Raw genomic sequence first — 19616 nt, forward strand, 5'->3', positions numbered from 1 at the left:
CCCACGCTCTGGTCGACCGTCTGACGGCCGGCGAGCCCTACGCGGTGGCGTTCGGCGGCCAGGGCAGCGCCTGGCTGGAGACCCTCGAAGAACTGGTGTCCTCGGCCGGGATCGAATCCGAGTTGGCAGCGCTGGCCGGCGAGGTGGAGCTGCTGCTGCAACCGGTGGCAAAAGAGCTGGTCGTGGTGCGTCCGATCGGCTTCGAGCCGCTGCAGTGGGTGCGTGCGCTAGCGGCCGAAGATCCGGTCCCGTCCGACAAGCACCTGACGTCTGCCGCTGTGTCGATACCTGGCGTGCTGCTCACTCAAATCGCGGCCGGCCGTGCCTTGGCTCGTCAGGGCATGGACTGGGTCGCCACGCCGCCTGTGGCCGTCGCGGGGCATTCGCAAGGTGTGCTCGCCGTCGAGGCGTTCAAGTCCGCAGGCGCGTGCGATGTCGAGCTGCTGGCCTCGGCCCAGCTGATCGGTGCGGCCGGGACGCTGGTGGCCCGCCGACGCGGCATCTCGGTGCTCGGCGACCGCCCGCCGATGGTGTCGGTGACCAACGCCGATCCCGAGCGCATCCGCCGGCTGCTCGACGAGTTCTCCCAGGACGTCCGCACCGTGCTGCCCCCGGTCTTGTCCATCCGCAACGGCCGGCGTTCGGTCGTCATCACCGGCACCCCCGAGCAACTGTCGCGTTTCGAGCTGTATTGCCGGCAGATCTCCGAGAAGGAAGAGGCCGACCGCAAGAACAAGGTCCGCGGCGGCGACGTCTTCGCACCGGTTTTCGACCCGGTGCGGGTGGAGGTGGGCTTTCACACACCGCGGCTGGCCGACGGTATAGATATCGTCGGCAGCTGGGCGGAGCAGGTGGGCCTCGACGTCGCGTTGGCCCGAAAGCTGACCGAGGCCATCCTGGTGGACGGTGTCGACTGGGTGGAAGAAATCACCCGGGTGCACGAGGCCGGCGCACGCTGGATTCTCGACCTGGGGCCCGGCGACATCCTGACCCGGCTGACCGCGCCGGTGATCCGCGGCCTCGGTGTGGGCATCGTGCCGGCCGCAACCCGCGGCGGTCAGCGCAACCTGTTCACCGTCGGGGCCACCCCTGAGGTGGCTCGGGCCTGGTCGAGCTACGCCCCGACCGTCGTTCGCCTGCCCGACGGCAGGGTCAAGCTCTCCACCAAGTTCACCCGGCTGACCGGGCGCTCGCCGATCCTGCTGGCGGGCATGACCCCCACCACCGTCGACGCCAAGATCGTCGCTGCGGCGGCCAACGCCGGGCACTGGGCCGAGCTGGCCGGCGGCGGGCAGGTCACCGAGGAGATCTTCGCTGACCGCGTCCAGCAACTGTCCGGGCTGCTCGACGAGGGCCGCACCTACCAGTTCAACGCGCTGTTCCTGGACCCCTACCTGTGGAAGCTGCAGGTCGGTGGCAAGCGGCTGGTGCAGAAGGCGCGCCAGTCCGGTGCGGCGATCGACGGCCTGGTGGTCAGCGCCGGCATCCCCGACCTCGAGGATGCGGTCGAACTGATCGGCGAGCTCAACGACATCGGCATCAGCCACGTGGTGTTCAAGCCGGGAACCATCGAGCAGATCCGCTCGGTGATCCGCATCGCGACCGAGGTGCCCACCAAGTCGGTGATCATGCACGTCGAGGGCGGGCGCGCCGGTGGCCACCACTCATGGGAGGACCTCGACGACCTGCTGCTGGCCACCTATTCGGAGTTGCGGTCGCGGCCCAACATCACCGTGTGCGTCGGCGGCGGCATCGGCACCCCGGAACGGGCGGCCGACTATCTGTCCGGGCGCTGGGCGCAGGCGTACGGCTTCCCGTCGATGCCGATCGACGGCATCCTGGTCGGCACCGCCGCGATGGCCACGCTGGAGTCCACCACGTCGCCGTCGGTCAAAAAGATGCTGGTCGAAACCCAGGGCACCGACCTGTGGATCAGTGCCGGAAAAGCCCAGGGCGGCATGGCTTCCAGCCGTAGCCAGCTGGGCGCGGACATTCATGAGATCGACAACACCGCGTCGCGCTGCGGCCGGCTGCTCGACGAGGTCGCCGGCGACGCCGAGGCGGTCGCCGAGCGCCGCGACGAGATCATCACCGCGATGGCCAACACCGCCAAGCCCTACTTCGGCGACGTCGGGGAGATGACCTACCTGCAGTGGCTGCGACGCTATGTCGAGCTGACGATCGGCGAGGGCGACTCGACGGCCGACACCGCATCGCCGGGCAGCCCGTGGCTGGCCGACACCTGGCGCGACCGCTTCCAAGAGATGCTGAAGCGCGCCGAAGCCCGTTTGCACCCAAAGGATTTCGGCCCGATCGAGACGCTGTTCGACGATATTCCGTTGCTGGAGAACCCCGACGCCGCGATCGACCTGCTGCTGAACAGTTACCCGGACGCCGAGACCGTACAACTGCATCCGGCCGACGTGCCCTTCTTCGTCACGCTGTGCAAGACATTGGGCAAGCCGGTGAACTTCGTGCCGGTGATCGATAAGGACGTGCGGCGCTGGTGGCGCAGCGACTCGCTGTGGCAGGCGCACGACGCCCGCTACGACGCCGACCAGGTGTGCATCATCCCCGGTACGGCGGCGGTGGCCGGCATCACCCGGATGGACGAGCCCGTCGGCGACCTGCTGGACCGCTTCGAGCAGGCCGCCATCGATGAGGTACTGGCCGCCGGAACCGAGCCGCGCGAGGTCACCTCGCGTCGGCGGGGTCGCCCCGATGTGACCGGACCGCTGGCCGTCGTGCTCGACGCGCCCGACGTGGTCTGGGCTGGCCGCACCGCGACCAACCCGGTGCACCGGATCGCCGACTCCGCCGACTGGCAGGTGCACGAAGGACCTGAAAGTCAGCGCGCCACGCACTCTTCCACGGGAGCCCGGCTGCAGGTGAGCGTCGACGACCGGGTGGTGCTCAGCGTCCCGGTGTCGGGCACCTGGGTCGACATCCCATTCACCCTGCCCGCCAACGCCATTGACGGTGGCGCTCCGGTGGTTTCGACCGAGGACGCCGCCACGGCCATGCGCGCGGTGCTGGCGATCGCCGCCGGTGTCGACGGGCCGGAACACCTGCCCCCGGTTCAGGACGGGACGGCGACCGTGACCGTGGACTGGGACCCCGAGCAGGTGGCCGACCACACCGGGGTCACGGCCACCTTCGGCGAGCCGCTGGCGCCCAGCCTCACCACCGTCCCCGACGCGCTCGTCGGTCCATGCTGGCCCGCGGTTTTCGCCGCGATCGGTTCGGCCGTCACCGATGCTGGGGTCCCGGTGGTCGAGGGCCTGCTGAGCCTGGTGCACCTGGATCACGCTGCCCGCATGGTAGGCAAGCTGCCCGCCGTCCCGGCCCAATTGCACATCACCGCAACGGCTTCGGACGCCGCCGACACCGACATGGGCCGCGTTGTGCCGGTGTCCGTGACGGTCACTGGTCCCGACGGCACTGCGATAGCCCACTTCGACGAGCGGTTCGCGATCCTTGGCCGCACCGGTGCGGCGGAACTCACCGACCCAGCGCGGGCCGGTGGCGCCGTGTCCGAGAACGCGACCGACACACCGCGTCGTCGTCGCCGCGACGTCACGCTGACCGCGCCGGTCGACATGCGCCCGTTCGCCGTGGTGTCCGGTGACCACAACCCCATTCACACCGACCGTGCCGCCGCGCTGCTGGCTGGTCTGGAATCGCCCATCGTGCATGGCATGTGGCTGTCGGCCGCCGCGCAGCACGCGGTCACGGCCACCGACGGCCAGGCCCGGCCACCGGCCCGGCTGGTCGGCTGGACGGCACGATTCCTGGGCATGGTGCGCCCCGGCGACGAGGTGGACTTCCGTGTTGAGCGCGTCGGAATCGACCAGGGCGCAGAGGTTTTGGAGGTAGCCGCCCGCATCGGTTCGGATCTGGTGATGTCGGCGACCGCCCGGCTGGCTTCGCCCATGACGGTCTACGCGTTCCCTGGCCAGGGCATCCAGCACAAGGGCATGGGCATGGACGTCCGGGCCCGCTCCAAAGCTGCCCGCAAGGTGTGGGACCGTGCCGACAAATTCACGCGCGACACACTGGGCTTCTCGGTGCTGCACGTGGTCCGCGACAACCCGACCAGCATCATCGCCAGCGCTGTGCACTACCACCACCCCGAAGGCGTGCTGTTTTTGACACAGTTCACCCAGGTGGCGATGGCGACCGTGGCGGCCGCACAGGTCGCTGAGATGCGTGAGCAGGGCGCCTTCGTCGACGGTGCCATCGCCTGCGGCCATTCGGTCGGCGAGTACACCGCGCTGGCCTGCGTCACGGGTGTCTTCGAACTCGAGGCGCTGTTGGAGGCGGTGTTCCACCGTGGGTCGAAGATGCACGACATCGTGCCGCGCGACGAGTTGGGCCGCTCGAACTACCGGTTGGCGGCGATCCGGCCCTCGCAGATCGACCTGCCTGACGACGAGGTCCCGGCATTCGTCGCAAACATCGCCGCGAATACTGGTGAGTTTCTTGAGATCGTCAATTACAACCTGCGTGGCTCGCAGTACGCGATCGCCGGCACGGTGCGTGGCCTGGAAGCGCTGGAAGCCGAGGTCGAGCGACGCCGTGAACTCAGCGGCGGCCGGCGCTCGTTCATCCTGGTGCCGGGCATCGACGTGCCGTTCCACTCGCGGGTCTTGCGGGTCGGTGTCGCCGAGTTCCGCCGATCGCTGGAGCGGCTGGTGCCGCGCGATAAGGATCCCGACCTGATCGTCGGCCGCTACATTCCCAACCTGGTGCCGCGCCCGTTCACGATGGACCGCGACTTCATCCAGGAGATCCGCGACCTGGTGCCGGCCGAACCGCTCGACGAGATCCTCGCCGACTACGACACGTGGCGTCGCGAGCGGCCGCGGGAGATGGTGCGCACGGTCTTCATCGAGCTGTTGGCTTGGCAGTTCGCCAGCCCGGTGCGCTGGATCGAGACCCAGGATCTGTTGTTCACCGAAGAGGCCGCGGGCGGCCTCGGTGTGGAGCGGTTCGTCGAGATCGGTGTGAAGGCATCGCCGACCGTGGCGGGCCTTGCCACCAACACCCTCAAGTTGCCCGAATATGCCCACAGCACAGTGGAAGTGCTCAATGCCGAGCGCGATGCCGCGGTGTTGTTCGCCACCGACACAGACCCCGAGCCCAAGCCCGAGGATGAGGAGCCCGCGGCGGAGGCCGAAGTGGTGCAGGAAGCCGCCGCGGTGGTGCCCGCGCCGGCCCCCGCCGCCGCACCCTCCGGGGGCCCGCGCCCCGACGACCTCGCGTTCGACGCCGCCGATGCCACCCTGGCGCTGATCGCGCTGTCGGCCAAGATGCGCATCGACCAGATCGAGGAGCTGGATTCCATCGAGTCCATCACCGACGGCGCGTCGTCGCGGCGCAACCAGTTGCTGGTGGACTTGGGCTCCGAGCTGAACCTGGGCGCCATCGACGGGGCCGCAGAGGCCGACCTGGCCGGGTTGCGGTCGCAGGTGACCAAGCTGGCCCGCACCTACAAGCCTTACGGCCCAGTGCTTTCCGATGCGATCAACGACCAGTTGCGCACGGTGCTCGGGCCTTCGGGCAAGCGGCCCGGCGCCATCGCCGAGCGGGTCAAGAAGGCCTGGGAGCTGAGCGAGGGTTGGGCCAAGCACATCACGGTCGAGGTCGCGCTGGGTACCCGCGAGGGCACCAGCGTTCGCGGCGGTGCCCTGGGCAACCTGCACGAGGGGGCGCTGGCCGACGCCGCGTCCGTCGACAAGGTCGTTGACGCCGCGGTGGCTTCGGTCGCCGCGCGCCAAGGCATTTCGGTGGCCCTGCCGTCCGCCGGCGGTGGCGGCGGCGCGACCGTAGACGCGGCCGCGCTGAGCGAGTTCACCGATCAGATCACCGGGCGCGACGGTGTGCTCGCTTCGGCGGCCCGGCTGGTGCTGGGTCAGCTGGGGCTGGACGACCCGGTCACCGCGTCGCCGGCGGCCACCGATGCCGAGCTCATCGACCTGGTCACCGCCGAATTGGGCGCGGACTGGCCACGTTTGGTGGCGCCGGTCTTCGATGCCAAGAAGGCCGTCGTCTTCGACGACCGCTGGGCCAGCGCCCGCGAGGATCTGGTCAAGCTCTGGCTGACCGACGAGGGCGACATCGACGCCGACTGGGTGCGCCTGTCGGAGAGGTTCGAGGGCGCCGGTCACGTCGTCGCGACGCAGGCGACCTGGTGGCAGGGTAAGGCGCTGGCGGCGGGCCGTCAGATCCACGCATCGCTCTATGGCCGCATCGCCGCAGGGGCCGAGAACCCGGACGCCGGTCCGTACAGCAGCGAAATCGCCGTGGTGACAGGCGCTTCGAAGGGTTCGATCGCGGCGTCGGTAGTCGCACGGCTGCTCGACGGCGGCGCAACGGTCATCGCGACGACATCCAAGCTCGACGGCGAGCGACTCGCGTTCTACCGCTCGCTGTATCGCGACCACGCCCGGTACGGCGGCGCGCTGTGGGTGGTCGCGGCCAATATGGCGTCCTACTCCGACATCGACGCACTGGTCGAGTGGATCGGTAACGAGCAGAGCGAAAGCCTTGGGCCGCAGTCGATTCACATCAAGGACGCGCAGACCCCGACGTTGCTGTTCCCGTTCGCGGCACCGCGTGTTGTCGGTGACCTGTCGGAGGCGGGCTCGCGCGCCGAGATGGAGATGAAGGTGCTGTTGTGGGCCGTGCAGCGGCTGATCGGCGGCTTGTCGACGATTGGCGCCGAACGTGACATCGCGTCGCGGTTGCACGTGGTGCTGCCCGGTTCGCCCAACCGCGGAATGTTCGGCGGTGACGGCGCTTACGGCGAAGCCAAGTCGGCGCTGGACGCCGTCGTGAGCCGCTGGCACGCCGAGTCGTCCTGGGCGGCCCGGGTCAGCCTGGCGCACGCGCTGATCGGCTGGACCCGCGGCACCGGACTGATGGGCCACAACGACGCCATCGTGTCCGCCGTGGAAGAGGCCGGTGTCACCACCTACTCGACCGAAGAGATGGCAACGATGCTGCTGGATCTGTGCGACGTGGAGTCCAAGGTGGCCGCGGCCCTCGCGCCGATCAAGGCAGACCTGACCGGTGGGCTTGGCGACGCTAACCTCGACATGGCCGAGCTGGCCGCCAAAGCCCGTGAGGAGATGTCGGCGACAGCCGCAGAAAGCGGGGCCGACGACCCTCCGGCCGAGGGAATCATTGACGCGCTGCCCTCACCGCCGCGCGGATACACGCCGGCACCACCTCCGGAGTGGGCTGACCTCGACGTCGACCCTGCCGACTTGGTGGTGATCGTCGGGGGCGCCGAAATCGGCCCGTACGGCTCGTCGCGCACCCGCTTCGAGATGGAGGTCGACAACGAACTGTCGGCGGCCGGCGTGTTAGAGCTGGCCTGGACCACGGGGCTGATCCGCTGGGAGGACGATCCCCAACCGGGTTGGTACGATTCGCAATCCGGCGAGTTGGTCGACGAGTCCGAGCTGGTCGAGCGCTACCACGACACCGTGGTGGAGCGGTGCGGTATCCGCGAGTTCGTCGACGACGGCGCGATCGACCCCGACCACGCCTCCCCGCTGCTGGTGTCGGTGTTCCTGGACAAGGACTTTGCGTTCGTGGTGTCGTCTGAGGCGGACGCCCGCGCCTTCGTGGAGTTCGACCCGGAGCACACGGTCACCCGGCCGGTGCCCGACTCGAGCGACTGGCAGGTCATCCGCAAGGCCGGCACCGAGATCCGGGTGCCGCGAAAGACCAAGCTGTCCCGCGTCGTTGGCGGCCAGGTCCCGACCGGGTTCGACCCGATGGTGTGGGGCATCAGCCCGGACATGGCCAGTTCCATCGACCGGTTGGCGGTCTGGAACATCGTGGCGACCGTCGACGCGTTCCTCACCGCTGGTTTCAGCCCGGCCGAGGTGATGCGGTATGTGCACCCGGGTTTGGTGGCCAACACCATGGGCACCGGCATGGGTGGTGCCACCTCGATGCAGACCATGTATCACGGAAACCTGTTGGGCCGTAACAAGCCAAACGACATATTCCAGGAAGTGTTGCCGAATATCGTTGCCGCGCATGTGGTTCAGTCCTACATCGGCAGCTATGGCGCGATGATCCACCCGGTCGCCGCGTGCGCGACGGCCGCGGTGTCGGTCGAGGAGGGCGTCGACAAGATCCGGCTGGGCAAGGCCGAAATGGTGGTGGCTGGCGGCATCGACGACCTGACCCTGGAGGGCATCATAGGCTTCGGTGACATGGCGGCCACCGCCGACACCGCAATGATGCGCGGCCGCGGGATACACGACTCGAAGTTCTCGCGGCCCAACGACCGGCGCCGGCTGGGCTTCGTCGAGGCTCAGGGGGGCGGCACCATCCTGCTGGCGCGCGGCGACCTGGCGCTCAAGATGGGTCTGCCGGTGTTCGCGGTCGTAGCCTTCGCGCAGTCCTTCGGCGACGGTGTGCACACCTCGATCCCGGCCCCGGGCCTGGGCGCGCTGGGCGCCGGGCGCGGCGGCAAGGACTCGCCGCTGGCGCGGGCGCTGACCAAGCTGGGGGTGGGCGCCGACGACGTCGCGGTGATCTCCAAGCACGACACCTCGACGTTGGCCAACGATCCCAACGAGACCGAGCTGCACGAGCGACTGGCGGACTCACTGGGCCGCTCCGAGGGTGCTCCGCTGTTCGTGGTCTCGCAGAAGAGCCTCACCGGTCACGCCAAGGGCGGCGCGGCGGTCTTCCAGATGATGGGGTTGTGCCAGATGCTGCGCGATGGGGTGATCCCGCCAAACCGCAGCCTGGACTGCGTCGACGACGAACTGGCCGGCTCGGCACACTTCGTGTGGGTCCGCGACACCCTGCGGCTCGGCGGGAAGTTCCCGCTAAAGGCCGGGATGCTGACCAGTCTCGGGTTCGGCCACGTGTCCGGCTTGGTCGCGTTGGTGCACCCGCAGGCGTTCGTCGCCGCGCTGGAACCAGAGCAGCGCGCGGACTACCAGCGGCGAGCTGAGGCCCGTCTGCTGGCCGGGCAGCGCCGGCTTGCCTCGGCCATCGCCGGCGGTGCCCCGATGTACGAGCGGCCGGCCGACCGTCGCTTCGACCATGAGGCGCCGGAAAAGCGGCAGGAGTCGGCGATGCTGCTGGATCCGACCGCTCGGCTCGGTGACGGCTTGATCTACGGGGCCTACGAGGTCTCTGCCGGATGAATTTGGCCATCCGTTAACCTGGCCGTCCATGGGCATCGTCGGAGTGGGGATCGACCTCGTCTCCATTCCTGATTTCGCCGAGCAGGTCGATCAACCGGGAACTGCGTTCTCGGAGACCTTCACCCCCGGTGAGCGTCGCGACGCCTCGGACAAGAGTTCGTCGGCGGCGCGTCACCTGGCCGCCCGCTGGGCCGCCAAGGAGGCGGTGATCAAGGCCAGGTCGGGATCGCGGTTCGCCCAGCGGCCCGTGCTGCGGGAGGACATCCACCGCGACATCGAGGTGGTCACCGACATGTGGGGACGGCCCCGAGTCCGGCTGACCGGGGCCATCGCCAAGCATCTGGCGGACGTGACGATCCACGTGTCCCTGTGCCACGAGGGAGATACCGCCGCCGCGGTGGCCATCCTCGAAACCCCCTAGTAGGGGGCCACGCTCGGTCGCGGCAGTGGCGGGGCGGCAGGTGCCGGCCGGGGTAGGGTGCCCGCGCCGGTGATCACGCGGTCAAGTTCGACGAGTTCGCTCGAGACCCGGGACATCTGCCGGGACAAGGCGTCGAATTCTTCGGAAAGGCGACTTATAACGGCACGGTCAGCACGGTGCGATTCGGTCATGGCGGCCACGATGCCGGGCGACGCGGAGGCCGACAGCACCAGCACCCGTGAGGACGGCGAGACCGCCCTTCCGTCGTGGCCTGCACACCGGTGCCGTCCGCAAGCTGCATGTCCATCAGCACCACATCGGGCTTGACCACGGCGGCTCGACGTCGCGCCGCGGCCACGCCATCGGCGGTGGCCACCACGTCGAACCCGTCGTCGGCGAGGTCACGGGCGACCGCGTCACGCCAGATCGGATGGTCGTCGACGACCATCACCGTGGGCAGGGCCTTATCAGTCATAGTCAGCCATGTTTTCTATTTTGACGCGGCACGCACAGCTCCCACTCGGTGCCTTCGCCGATATCGGTGCGCAGTTGTGCGGTGCCGCCCAGCGACGCCAGCCTGCCCACGATTGACTTCGAGATGCCGAGGCGGCCGGCCGGGATGCCCACGCCGTCGTCGCGAACGCTCACCGCGACCGAATCGCAAAGGTCTTCCAATAGCACGAACGCGTGGGCGTCCGGACCCGCGTGCGAGCGCACGTTGTCGAGGGCATTGCCCACCGCGGCGTCCAGCTCGGCGGCCACCCGCCGTTCCAGTCTTACCGCGGTTCCGGGCAGACTCATGGACACGCGGTCGGACTCCCGGCGGCGAAGCAGGCTGCGTAGGTCGATGGCCTTGTCTCCGTCGTGGTCAATGGTGGTGGACGACAGCCATCGTCGTAGCGCACGTTCCTGTTCGCTCGCCAAATCCGCCAGACCGGATGTGGCACCCCCGATTTCGTGACCCCGCTTGGCGACCAGCGCCAGCACCTGGATGACACCGTCATGGACTTGCCGGGACAGCCGCTCGCGTTCCTCGAGGGCGGCGGATAGTTGCGCAGCTCGTTGCAACTCGTCGTGTGCGTGTCGGGCGGTGCGGGCGGCCATGCCGATCGCCAAGCCGATCGCGAGCTCGATGATGATGGTGGCGTTGTGCCCGAGGTTGACACTGAAGTAGTTCTTGACGGCGAAATTGGTGGCCATCACCGCCACGCCCGTCAACATCCCCCCGGCCGGGCCGAACTGAAGCGCCGCCGAAATCGTGGGATTGCTGGCCCACAACGTTGTCGGCCAGGTCTGGTTGTCGGCCGCCCAATGCGGAGACGCGACGACTTTGTTCGACCACATGAGCAGGACCACGATGACGAGCTCGGCGATCACCTAGGCCGGCCGCCGACCGAACCCGCGCAGGTAGGCGATCGCGCAGGCCGCGCTCCAGCCGATCAGCACACCGAACAGCACCCAACCCAGCGCGGGCCGGCGCAGATCCGAATTGATCGCGATCTGAAACCCCAGCGCGTACACGCAGCTCAGCAGCCGAACACCTGTGCCGCCCGCCAGAGCGGCGTGGTCGGGTCAGGCCCGTGATTCGCCGCGAGGTCAACCATAGGAGCCCAGCTTAGTTAGCCTGAAAACCATGACTGATCTGGTTGAGCGGGTCCGCGATGTGTTGCCTTCGGTGCGTCGCGATCTCGAGGACTTGGTGCGGATCGAATCGGTGTGGGCCGACCCCGGGCGGCGCGACGAGGTACACCGCAGCGCGCAGTCGGTCGTAGAACTGTTGTCGCAGGCGGGTTTTGACGATGTGCGCATCGTCAGCGAGGGCGGTGCGCCGGCGGTCATCGCCCGGTATCCGGCGCCACCCTGTGCGCCCACCGTGCTGTTGTATGCCCACCACGACGTGCAGCCCGAAGGCGATCGTGGTCAGTGGATGTCGCCGCCTTTCGAGCCGACGGAGCGCGGTGGGCGACTCTACGGTCGCGGTAGCGCCGATGACAAGGCCGGTATCGCAACACATTTGGCGGCGTTCCAGGCGCACGGCGGCCGACCGCCGGTGGGCGTGACGGTCTTTATCGAAGGCGAAGAGGAATCCGGGTCGCCGTCACTGGGCCGGTTGCTCGCCGCCCACCGCGACGCATTGGCCGCCGACGTGATCGTCATCGCCGACTCGGACAACTGGAGCACCGAGATCCCGGCGCTGACGGTATCGCTGCGCGGGATGGTCGACTGCGTGGTCGAGGTCGCCACGCTGGACCACGGGCTGCACTCCGGCTTGTGGGGCGGAGTGATCCCCGACGCACTGAGCGTGCTGGTGCGGCTGCTCGCCAGCCTGCACGACGACGACGGCAACGTGGCCGTGGCGGGCCTGCACGAAACGAAGGCAGCCGCATTGAACTACCCGGATTACCCGTCCGAGCGGGTACGCGCCGATGCCGGGCTGTTGGACGGGGTGTCCGAAATCGGCTCCGGTTCGGTGCCACAGCGGCTCTGGTCCAAACCGGCGATCAGCGTGATCGGCATCGACACCACATCGGTTGCGGCAGCATCCAATACACTCATCCCGCGGGCCCGCGCCAAGATCAGCATGCGGGTTGCGCCCGGCGGCGACGCCAAGGCCCACCTGGATGCGTTGACCACTCATCTGCAGCGGCACGTGCCGTGGGGTGCGCAGGTCACTGTCACCCGCGGCGAGGTCGGCGAGCCGTATGCCATCGAGGCCTGCGGCCCGGTCTATGACGCCGCGCGGGCGGCGTTTCGGCAGGCGTGGGGCGCTGACCCCATCGACATGGGGATGGGCGGCTCGATCCCGTTTATCGCCGAGTTCGCCGCCGCGTTTCCGCAGGCGAAGATCCTCGTCACCGGAGTGGAAGACCCCGCAACACAGGCGCACAGCGTCAACGAGAGCCTGGATCTGGGTGTCCTGGAACGCGCAGCGGTAGCCGAAGCGCTGCTGCTGGCCAACCTGGCCTGATCGCCTACACCGACAGGTCGCGGCGCAGCTTGGCCACATGACCGGTGGCCTTGACGTTGTATTGCGCGACCGCGATTTTGCCTTTTTCGTCGACGACGAATGTCGAGCGGATGACACCCTGGACGGTCTTGCCGTACATCTGCTTTTCCCCATAGGCGCCCCAGGCGGTCAGCACCTTGCGGTCGGGATCGGACAGCAGCGGGAACCTCAGCCCTTCCGCGTCACGGAATTTCGCCAGCTTCTCCGGCTTGTCGGGGGAGATGCCGACGACATCGAGGCCGGCGTCGTTGAGGTCGTGCAGGTTGTCGCGAAAATCGCAGGCCTGTTTTGTGCATCCCGGCGTCGAGGCCGCCGGATAGAAGTAGACGACGACACGGCGCCCCTTGTAGTCGGACAGCGACACCTTCTTGCCATCGGCGTCGGGCAGGCTGAACGCAGGCGCCTTGTCACCGGGCGCCAGCCGCGTGGTCTCGGTCAACGTGCTTCCCCTTTCGGCTCACCGGAGCGTCGGCACTAGGGTAGTCCCTCAGGTGCAGGAGGCCGACTGGGGGATTTGGAGGACAGACACGTGGCGGACCGGGATCCCGACACCATCAAGCAGGACATCGACGTCGCCCGCGAACAGCTCGCGGCCACCGTCGACTCACTTGCTGAGCGCGCCAACCCGCGTCGCCTCGCCGACGATCTCAAGGCCCGGGTCATCGAGTTCGTCAGAAAACCCGTGGTGACGGCGTCGCTGGCCGGGGTCGGAGCCCTCGTCGTCGTGGTCGTGGTGCACCGGGTCAGGAATCGCTGACGGCACCCGCGCTGCGGTGGACGTGTATCGGTAGGTCATCCGCCCACGGCTGCGCGTCGGCCATATCGGCGACGTTTACGTAGCCCCGCTCGAACTCGCCGGTCGCCGCGTCGACGAGCCGGTACTCCTGGGTCTGTTTGTGGAGGGGTTGCGCGTCGAGAATCACCACCCGCACCTCGCCAGGCTCGAAACCGCACCGCTCCTGTAGCGCCTCGATCAGGCACTCGTTGTGCAGATGCCCGTCGCCGAAGTTCCAGCCGAGAACCACCGCGCAGAGAGTCTCGCCCTCGCACAGGTTGTAGTTGTCCTCGTTGTAGCCGGCCAGCGCACGGTGCACCAGGGTGTACAGCGCGCGGCCGTGGGTGTTCATCCCGCGGAACGCGAAGGCAAGGTGCAACGGGACCAGGGTCTCTCCTTTGTTTTTGTACAACCGCTCGAGCTGTAGGTGCTGCAGCGGGCCGAGCGCGCGCGAACCGATACGGAACTTCTCGTCGACCGACGGTTTGACGCACCACACTGTGGTGTCCCAGTTGCCGGCGTAGTAGCGCATGCCGGGCAGGAAGGAAACCTTGCGCGGGTAGAGGTTTCCGATCACGACGGTTCCGGCGACGACCACGAACAGCACGGCAATCGGCACCGGGTTGGTGACATCCGACAATCCCAACTGTGCGTGCGCGACAAACAGCCAGAGCACCCCGACGATCATGAACACGTTCCACTCCAGGGGCACACCCATCGGGAACGCCAGCAGGATGTTCAGGTGGAACACGATCATCACGAATGCGGCGATGGCCGTCGGCCAGCCACCGTGGGAGAAGAACAGCACCAGGGGCACCAGACCCTCCACCGCGGTGGAGAAGTGGGCGATGAAACCGGCCAACCCGCTGGGCCGCAGGTCGTCCGGATAGCGCTTGAACATTGACCGCTTGAGCGGCCCCGACGGGATGAACGGGTTGTTGGCCAGCATCGTCGAGATCACGAACGGAAAGTGCCGGTTGAGCTTCGAGGTCGCCGCGCCCAGCCAGATCACCATGAACACCACCTTGGCCCCGACGACGATGTCCGCTCCGGAGAACAGGAACACCAGGGCTAATGGCGCGTACACCTCGCCGCGGGCGGCCAGGAAGATGATCTTGTCGCGCAGGCCGAGCACGGCCAGGACCGACAGGATTGCGACGGTGTGCCAGTGCGGCAGCACGCCGATCTCCGTGTGCAGAGCGGGTATTGGCCCGCTGCCGTCGGACACCAGCGCGATCGCGAGCAACACGACAAGGACGCCGTAGAGCAGCGCGTCGAACGGGGTTCTGTTGCTGCCCTTGGTCATCGGCACCCGGCCCGGCCAGGGTGGCAACCGGATGGTGCCGGGCCGCAGCCAGTACAGGATCGAACCCATCGGTGGGAAGTAGCGACCGGCCAGCGGCCCGAAGCAGCAACCCAGACCGACGACTTCGAACAACATCGTGTAGAGCACGGCCTTCTGGAACACGATTGGTTCCGTCCACCACGCGGCGACATCGGAGAAGCCGCCTATACCCCTCGTGGACCACGCGAACAGCCAGCCGCCGAGGATGTACAGCGCGATCTTCACGCCGTACATCACATGCATGATCAGCGGGGTGCCGAACCCGTTCTCGGCGATGTGGCGTGCCATCGGCACGATCCGCTCGGCGCGCGTGCCCTTGCTCCACTCGGCCATGTCGACGACGGGCAGGTTGGGCTGGATGAAACCCATTGCAGCTCCTTCGACAAACCTGGTCTGACGGTGCCTGGTGGCGGTGACGAAAGAAACTACCCGCACCGACCACTAGTGCGGAGCCATATGACCCGGACACAAACAGGCCACAAATAATGTGCATAGGCGCGAAGAGCCCGCGCGCGGTCGCCGGCTGCTACGAAACTCTCTGCAGCAGCGCGGATTCAGGCAGCGCGGGCTCACCGTGATGACGCGGCTTATGCACGCTTGCGGGATCGCTATCGCGACATGGCGAAAACGCTTGACTTCGAGGGGCATATCGCGTGGGCCGAAGCGATGCCGTGACGGGCCGCAAGACCTGGCGACCTCCATCGACAGGCTGGAGATCAGAAAAGTGAATTTGGCGATACTTCTACGATCCTTCATCACAAAGTGCCAGGGTTGTCGGAGATCCAATCTGCCGATGAGAGATCCCAAATTTGTCGCTAAGAGATCGGGTAAACAGGTGAACAATGCATTAGCGCCAGCCGTGCTGGCGACAGCCCTTGGAGCGGGGCTGGCGTTTGCAGCACCAGTCCACGCTGACCCAGGGCAGGCGGGGCTGAGTCAACCCTTCTCGGTGGCCGGTGGTCCGTTCGTCGGGCAGTGGGGCGCCCACGGGGAAAGCATGACCATCAACGCCGATGGAACCGGCAGCGAGACGTATCGCGGGGGTTCGGTGAACTTTCGTCTCGGCAGCGTGCAGGGGCCACCATCCCAGCCGGACACCACCGCATACGGCAACATCACCGGCGGCGGTAACGCTCAGCCCGGCAGCTATGTGACAGTCACACTCGTCGACGGTGGCCAAGGTGTGACCCTCAGCGTCGCGAACGGGGACAACGGTTTCCCGTTCTGCAAGATAGTCAACGGAAGCAAGGTCAACAGCGCCGACTGCGGTGCGTAACGAGGTTGCCGAGCTGCTTGACCGAACTATAAACGATGGATTCGATTACTAAGCGTGGCTAGTACTGCCTCTGGGCTGTGCGCCGTCAGGGTTTCGAACCCCGGACCCGCTGATTAAGAGTCAGCTGCTCTACCAACTGAGCTAACGGCGCCTGGTCTGCCGTGACCGCGTTGCGACAATAACAGGCGTTGTGTCGCAGAACGAAATCCCGGAACCCTTCCAGGGTAGCTGTTGAGTCGCAGGCGATCCTCTCGCGCTGGCGTCCGCCTGGGCGGCTCAGCGTCGGGGGCCGACGCAAGATATCAGAAAAGCGTCCCGCAGTACGGTGCCCGTTCGACACTGAAGGTGGCATTCAGGTCGCGTAGCGCACCGGGTTTACGCACGCCCAAGTGGAGAATCTGTCACGATGGCGACACTGAACCGCTGACCGGCTCCATGTCGGCATGGGGAGCGGCCGCAAACCATTAGAATACATGCACTGTTTCTGGTCAGCGGTGACCAAAAGTAAGCTCATGGAAATTGGAAGGTCACTTGATAGCGCCTTTGCGTAGTCGCCGATCGTGGCTGGCTGCTGCTCTCGTTATGTTTGCTGTGGTCGCTGTTGGCTGCAGCAGCAGCCACAGTGCGGCCCCGGCCAAGGTCATCTTCGACAAGGGCACGCCGTTTGCCGATCTGCTTGTTCCCAAGCTCACATCCTCGGTGACCGACGGTGCCGTCGGGGTCACCGTGGATGCGCCCGTAACGGTGAGCGTTGCCGACGGGGTGCTGGGTTCGGTGACGATGGTCAACGACAACGGCCGGACGATCAATGGTCAGCTCAGCCCCGACGGACTGCGCTGGTCCACCACCGATCAGCTCGGCTACAACAGGCGCTACACGCTGAGTGTGAAGGCGCTTGGCCTCGGTGGCGCGGCGAATCGCCAGATGACCTTCCAGACCAGTTCCCCCGAGCACCTGACGATGCCCTACGTCAATCCGGGCGACGGTGAGGTTGTGGGCATCGGCGAGCCGGTGGCGATTCGCTTCGACGAGAACATCGCAAACCGCGCCGCGGCTCAGAAGGCCATCGTCATCACCACCAACCCGCCCGTCGAGGGCGCGTTCTACTGGCTGAACAACCGCGAAGTGCGTTGGCGCCCAGAGCATTTCTGGAAGCCGGGTACGGCGATCGATGTGGCGGTCAACACCTACGGCGTCGACTTGGGCAATGGAATGTTCGGCGAGGACAACGTCAAGACGCACTTCACCGTCGGCGACGAGGTCATCGCGACCGCCGACGACACCACCAAAGTGGTGACCGTGCGGGTCAACGGTGAAGTGGTCAAGACGATGCCGACGTCGATGGGTAAGGACAGCACCCCGACGGCCAACGGCGTCTACATCGTCGGTGCACGGTTCACGCACATCATCATGGACTCGTCGACTTACGGCGTGCCGGTCAACTCGCCCAACGGATATCGCACCGATGTCGCGTGGGCCACCCAGATTTCCTACAGCGGCGTCTTCGTGCACTCCGCACCATGGTCGGTTGGCGCCCAGGGCCACACCAACACCAGCCACGGGTGTCTGAATGTGAGCCCCAGCAACGCAGTGTGGTTCTACGACCACATCAAACGTGGCGACATCGTCGAGGTCATCAACACTGTGGGGCCCACGCTTTCAGGGACCGAGGGGCTCGGTGACTGGAACATCCCCTGGCCGCAGTGGAAGGCGGGCAACGCCAACACCTGACGTCATCGTCTATTGCGGGCGATGATGTGGTCGATGGAATACGTGTTGTGCCGGCGAAACATAAGCAGCGCCGCAAGCAGGCTCGCATGGATGAGCTGTTCGCCGATGACGCCGAAGTGCTCGATCGATGTCGAGCCGAAGACCATGACGATCATGACCAAGCCGCCGGTGATCGCGGCCGCGCGGGTCAGCGCGCCGGCCAGCAGCAAGACACCGATGGCCAACTCGACGAACGGAAGTGCGTACCCGATTGGCGAGACGAGGATCTCGGGCAGGATTGACGTCTTGAATTCGCGCATCAGTTGGCCGTGGAACGCACTCAGTTTGGGCAATCGGACCAGCCCATGTCCGAACAAGCTGGTCCCAACGACCAGTCGCACCAGCAGGTACGCAAGAACGCGGTCCCTTTCCTCGGCGCCGGTGGACGATTGCGTGGCAGTCAATGGTGTTCCCCCTACGAGTGATGAGCAGGGTGCTCATCATCAGGCTCGTGGCCCGATGGTAGTCAAGTCGGTGCACTCGCTGACGCCCTCATTGGTCTCGTCGACCAGTGATACGTAAACGACCTGCGCACCAATTGAATTCGCCTTACGCTGCTCCCTCGCTCGAGTCATCCAACAAGGGAGTCGGTTAGCCGTAGTCGATTTTTCCCCTCGGGGCAGATTCGCGTGGGCTTTAGGTCCAGCCGCGTAGGCTGCCGGGTTATGAGTACGAAGTGGGAGTACAACTGGTTCAATACCGGCTGGAATCACGATGCGAACACAATACTTGGGGGGGCCATCCAACACGCAAATTATCTTGGCGAATATGGGTGGGAGATAATTACCTTTCAAATGCGAGAAAAGGCAGATGAAGTCTCAATAATCGCTATGCTGAAGCGGCCTCGAACGGCTTCGGTAGATCATTTTTCGCCGGTTCGCGCTCTAGAGGATTCGGATGTGCGAGGAGGACCTGCGGAAGGGTTGCTCTCAGGGGCTAAAACCTCAGCCAGGCGTTCTCGACCCACGAGCCGGTAAGTAGCCGGGATGGAGCTCTCCGAAGGAATCCATTCCCATCGGTGATCTCATCGCCCCGGCCCAGCCCCACCCCTTCCCCCTATGCCGGGGACGGAGGTTTCGCGGCGTTTGCCCTGCGATGGTCTCTCAACCGGGACGATGTAATCATGACGCCCGCAACGGATTTCGGGCCGGTCAGCGGAGAAGCAATCCCGCCGTTATTGGAATCGCTAGCCCAAGCGCACGCAAGAATTCCGCAAGTGGTCGGCGCTAACGTACGGCCCGACAGCAACGAAAGGACCATCGTGAACCGAATGTCGCGATCAACGCGTATTCCCACTCGACGGCCGGGCTGCCGAGGCGGAAAATCCCGGTTTGTGAGACGACCCATCGTGGGATTAGCAACGACTGTGTTGGTGTCCTGCGGTTTGGGGTGGGCCGGCTTAGGGCTGGCCCCAGGTACCGCCCAGGCAGACCCTCAGTCCCAAGGCCCATTTCAGTGGTGCCGAGGGCAACCCGTGCCGGGGGACTACTTTGCGCGGGTCCCAGGTATCCCGCCGATACCACCCTCACTCGTAGCCTGGGACATGAGCGTCTGCCACACCTACTGGAGGACCCCCGCCGGGCGAGGCAATGTTCCTTGGCAAAACGGTGGGATATCCAACTTTTGGGTACGAAATGATCCCCCGCCGTACTTTGTACCGGTGTGCCCACCCTTTTTCCCCCAGCCTCCCTGTCGGCCGGTCAACGGTTGATCCAGGAGGTTGTCCCGGGTCTCGTGGAAGTTGAGGTGGCGGTCCCCCGCTTGATTCCTGCCGTGTGGTAGGTGTCGGGCGTTCCGCCAAAGAACACCAACAGCAAGGGGACCGCCGTGAAGAAGAGTA

General features: G+C 66.3%; 10 protein-coding genes, 1 tRNA gene and 2 pseudogenes. 6 read left to right on the forward strand and 7 right to left on the reverse strand.

The annotated features are described in order from the left end of the window. Both ACLP9N_RS27055 and acpS read left to right on the forward strand, forming a co-directional pair. On the forward strand, positions 1 to 9182 hold a 9182-nt coding region (locus tag ACLP9N_RS27055), incomplete at its 5' end, for a fatty acid synthase subunit beta domain-containing protein (protein ID WP_442410266.1). A 28-nt stretch (positions 9183 to 9210) separates the two neighbouring features. Then, a complete protein-coding gene (gene acpS, locus ACLP9N_RS27060; RefSeq protein ID WP_442410267.1) occupies positions 9211 to 9603 on the forward strand; it encodes a holo-ACP synthase AcpS in 393 nt (130 codons plus the stop codon). Here the strand turns inward: acpS and ACLP9N_RS27065 are convergent. From ACLP9N_RS27065 to macS, 3 genes and pseudogenes are all read right to left on the reverse strand, one after another. Beyond that, the gene (locus ACLP9N_RS27065; RefSeq protein ID WP_442410274.1) at positions 9600 to 9794 is read right to left on the reverse strand and encodes a hypothetical protein; all 195 of its coding nucleotides are present in this window, start codon (positions 9792 to 9794) and stop codon (positions 9600 to 9602) included. The two genes, acpS and ACLP9N_RS27065, sit on opposite strands and share 4 nt — an antisense overlap. 24 nt (positions 9795 to 9818) lie before the next feature. After that, positions 9819 to 10078: pseudogene (locus ACLP9N_RS27070) on the reverse strand (response regulator); the annotation flags it as partial. 2 nt (positions 10079 to 10080) lie between these two features. Further along, a pseudogene (gene macS / locus ACLP9N_RS27075) lies at positions 10081 to 11207 on the reverse strand (MacS family sensor histidine kinase). A gap of 29 nt (positions 11208 to 11236) precedes the next feature. On the opposite strand from macS, the gene ACLP9N_RS27080 reads away from it, so the two are divergent. Beyond that, positions 11237 to 12571, forward strand: coding sequence for a dipeptidase (locus ACLP9N_RS27080; RefSeq protein WP_442410268.1), 1335 nt, complete (start codon positions 11237 to 11239; stop codon positions 12569 to 12571). Between the two features lie 4 nt (positions 12572 to 12575). Here the strand turns inward: ACLP9N_RS27080 and bcp are convergent, their stop codons facing one another. Further along, positions 12576 to 13049: a thioredoxin-dependent thiol peroxidase gene (gene bcp / locus ACLP9N_RS27085; RefSeq protein ID WP_442410269.1), complete on the reverse strand. Its 474-nt coding sequence runs from the start codon at positions 13047 to 13049 to the stop codon at positions 12576 to 12578. 90 nt (positions 13050 to 13139) lie between these two features. On the opposite strand from bcp, the gene ACLP9N_RS27090 reads away from it, so the two are divergent. Then, complete coding sequence (locus ACLP9N_RS27090) at positions 13140 to 13367, forward strand: DUF3618 domain-containing protein (RefSeq protein WP_424072776.1); 228 nt, start codon at positions 13140 to 13142, stop codon at positions 13365 to 13367. Here ACLP9N_RS27090 and ACLP9N_RS27095 read toward each other — a convergent pair. Continuing rightward, positions 13354 to 15099 carry a DUF3556 domain-containing protein gene (locus ACLP9N_RS27095; RefSeq protein WP_442410270.1) on the reverse strand — a complete coding sequence of 582 codons (1746 nt, stop codon included), beginning with the start codon at positions 15097 to 15099 and terminating at the stop codon, positions 13354 to 13356. The two genes, ACLP9N_RS27090 and ACLP9N_RS27095, sit on opposite strands and share 14 nt — an antisense overlap. Before the next feature lie 466 nt (positions 15100 to 15565). Between ACLP9N_RS27095 and ACLP9N_RS27100 the strand changes: the two genes are divergently transcribed. Beyond that, positions 15566 to 16006, forward strand: a complete 441-nt coding sequence (locus tag ACLP9N_RS27100; protein WP_442410271.1) for a hypothetical protein — start codon at positions 15566 to 15568, stop codon at positions 16004 to 16006. A 78-nt stretch (positions 16007 to 16084) separates the two neighbouring features. Here ACLP9N_RS27100 and ACLP9N_RS27105 read toward each other — a convergent pair. Next, positions 16085 to 16157 (reverse strand) — tRNA-Lys (locus tag ACLP9N_RS27105). 431 nt (positions 16158 to 16588) lie between these two features. Between ACLP9N_RS27105 and ACLP9N_RS27110 the strand changes: the two genes are divergently transcribed. Continuing rightward, on the forward strand, positions 16589 to 17737 hold the full coding sequence (locus ACLP9N_RS27110) for a L,D-transpeptidase (RefSeq protein ID WP_442410272.1): 1149 nt from the start codon (positions 16589 to 16591) through the stop codon (positions 17735 to 17737). Positions 17738 to 17739: 2 nt separating this feature from the next. On the opposite strand, the gene ACLP9N_RS27115 is transcribed toward ACLP9N_RS27110, so the two are convergent. Continuing rightward, positions 17740 to 18180, reverse strand: a complete 441-nt coding sequence (locus ACLP9N_RS27115) for a DoxX family protein (protein WP_442410273.1) — start codon at positions 18178 to 18180, stop codon at positions 17740 to 17742. Positions 18181 to 19616: the final 1436 nt, after the last annotated feature.

The organism is Mycobacterium sp. (assembly GCF_052144515.1).
In the GTDB taxonomy this organism is placed as follows: domain Bacteria; phylum Actinomycetota; class Actinomycetes; order Mycobacteriales; family Mycobacteriaceae; genus Mycobacterium.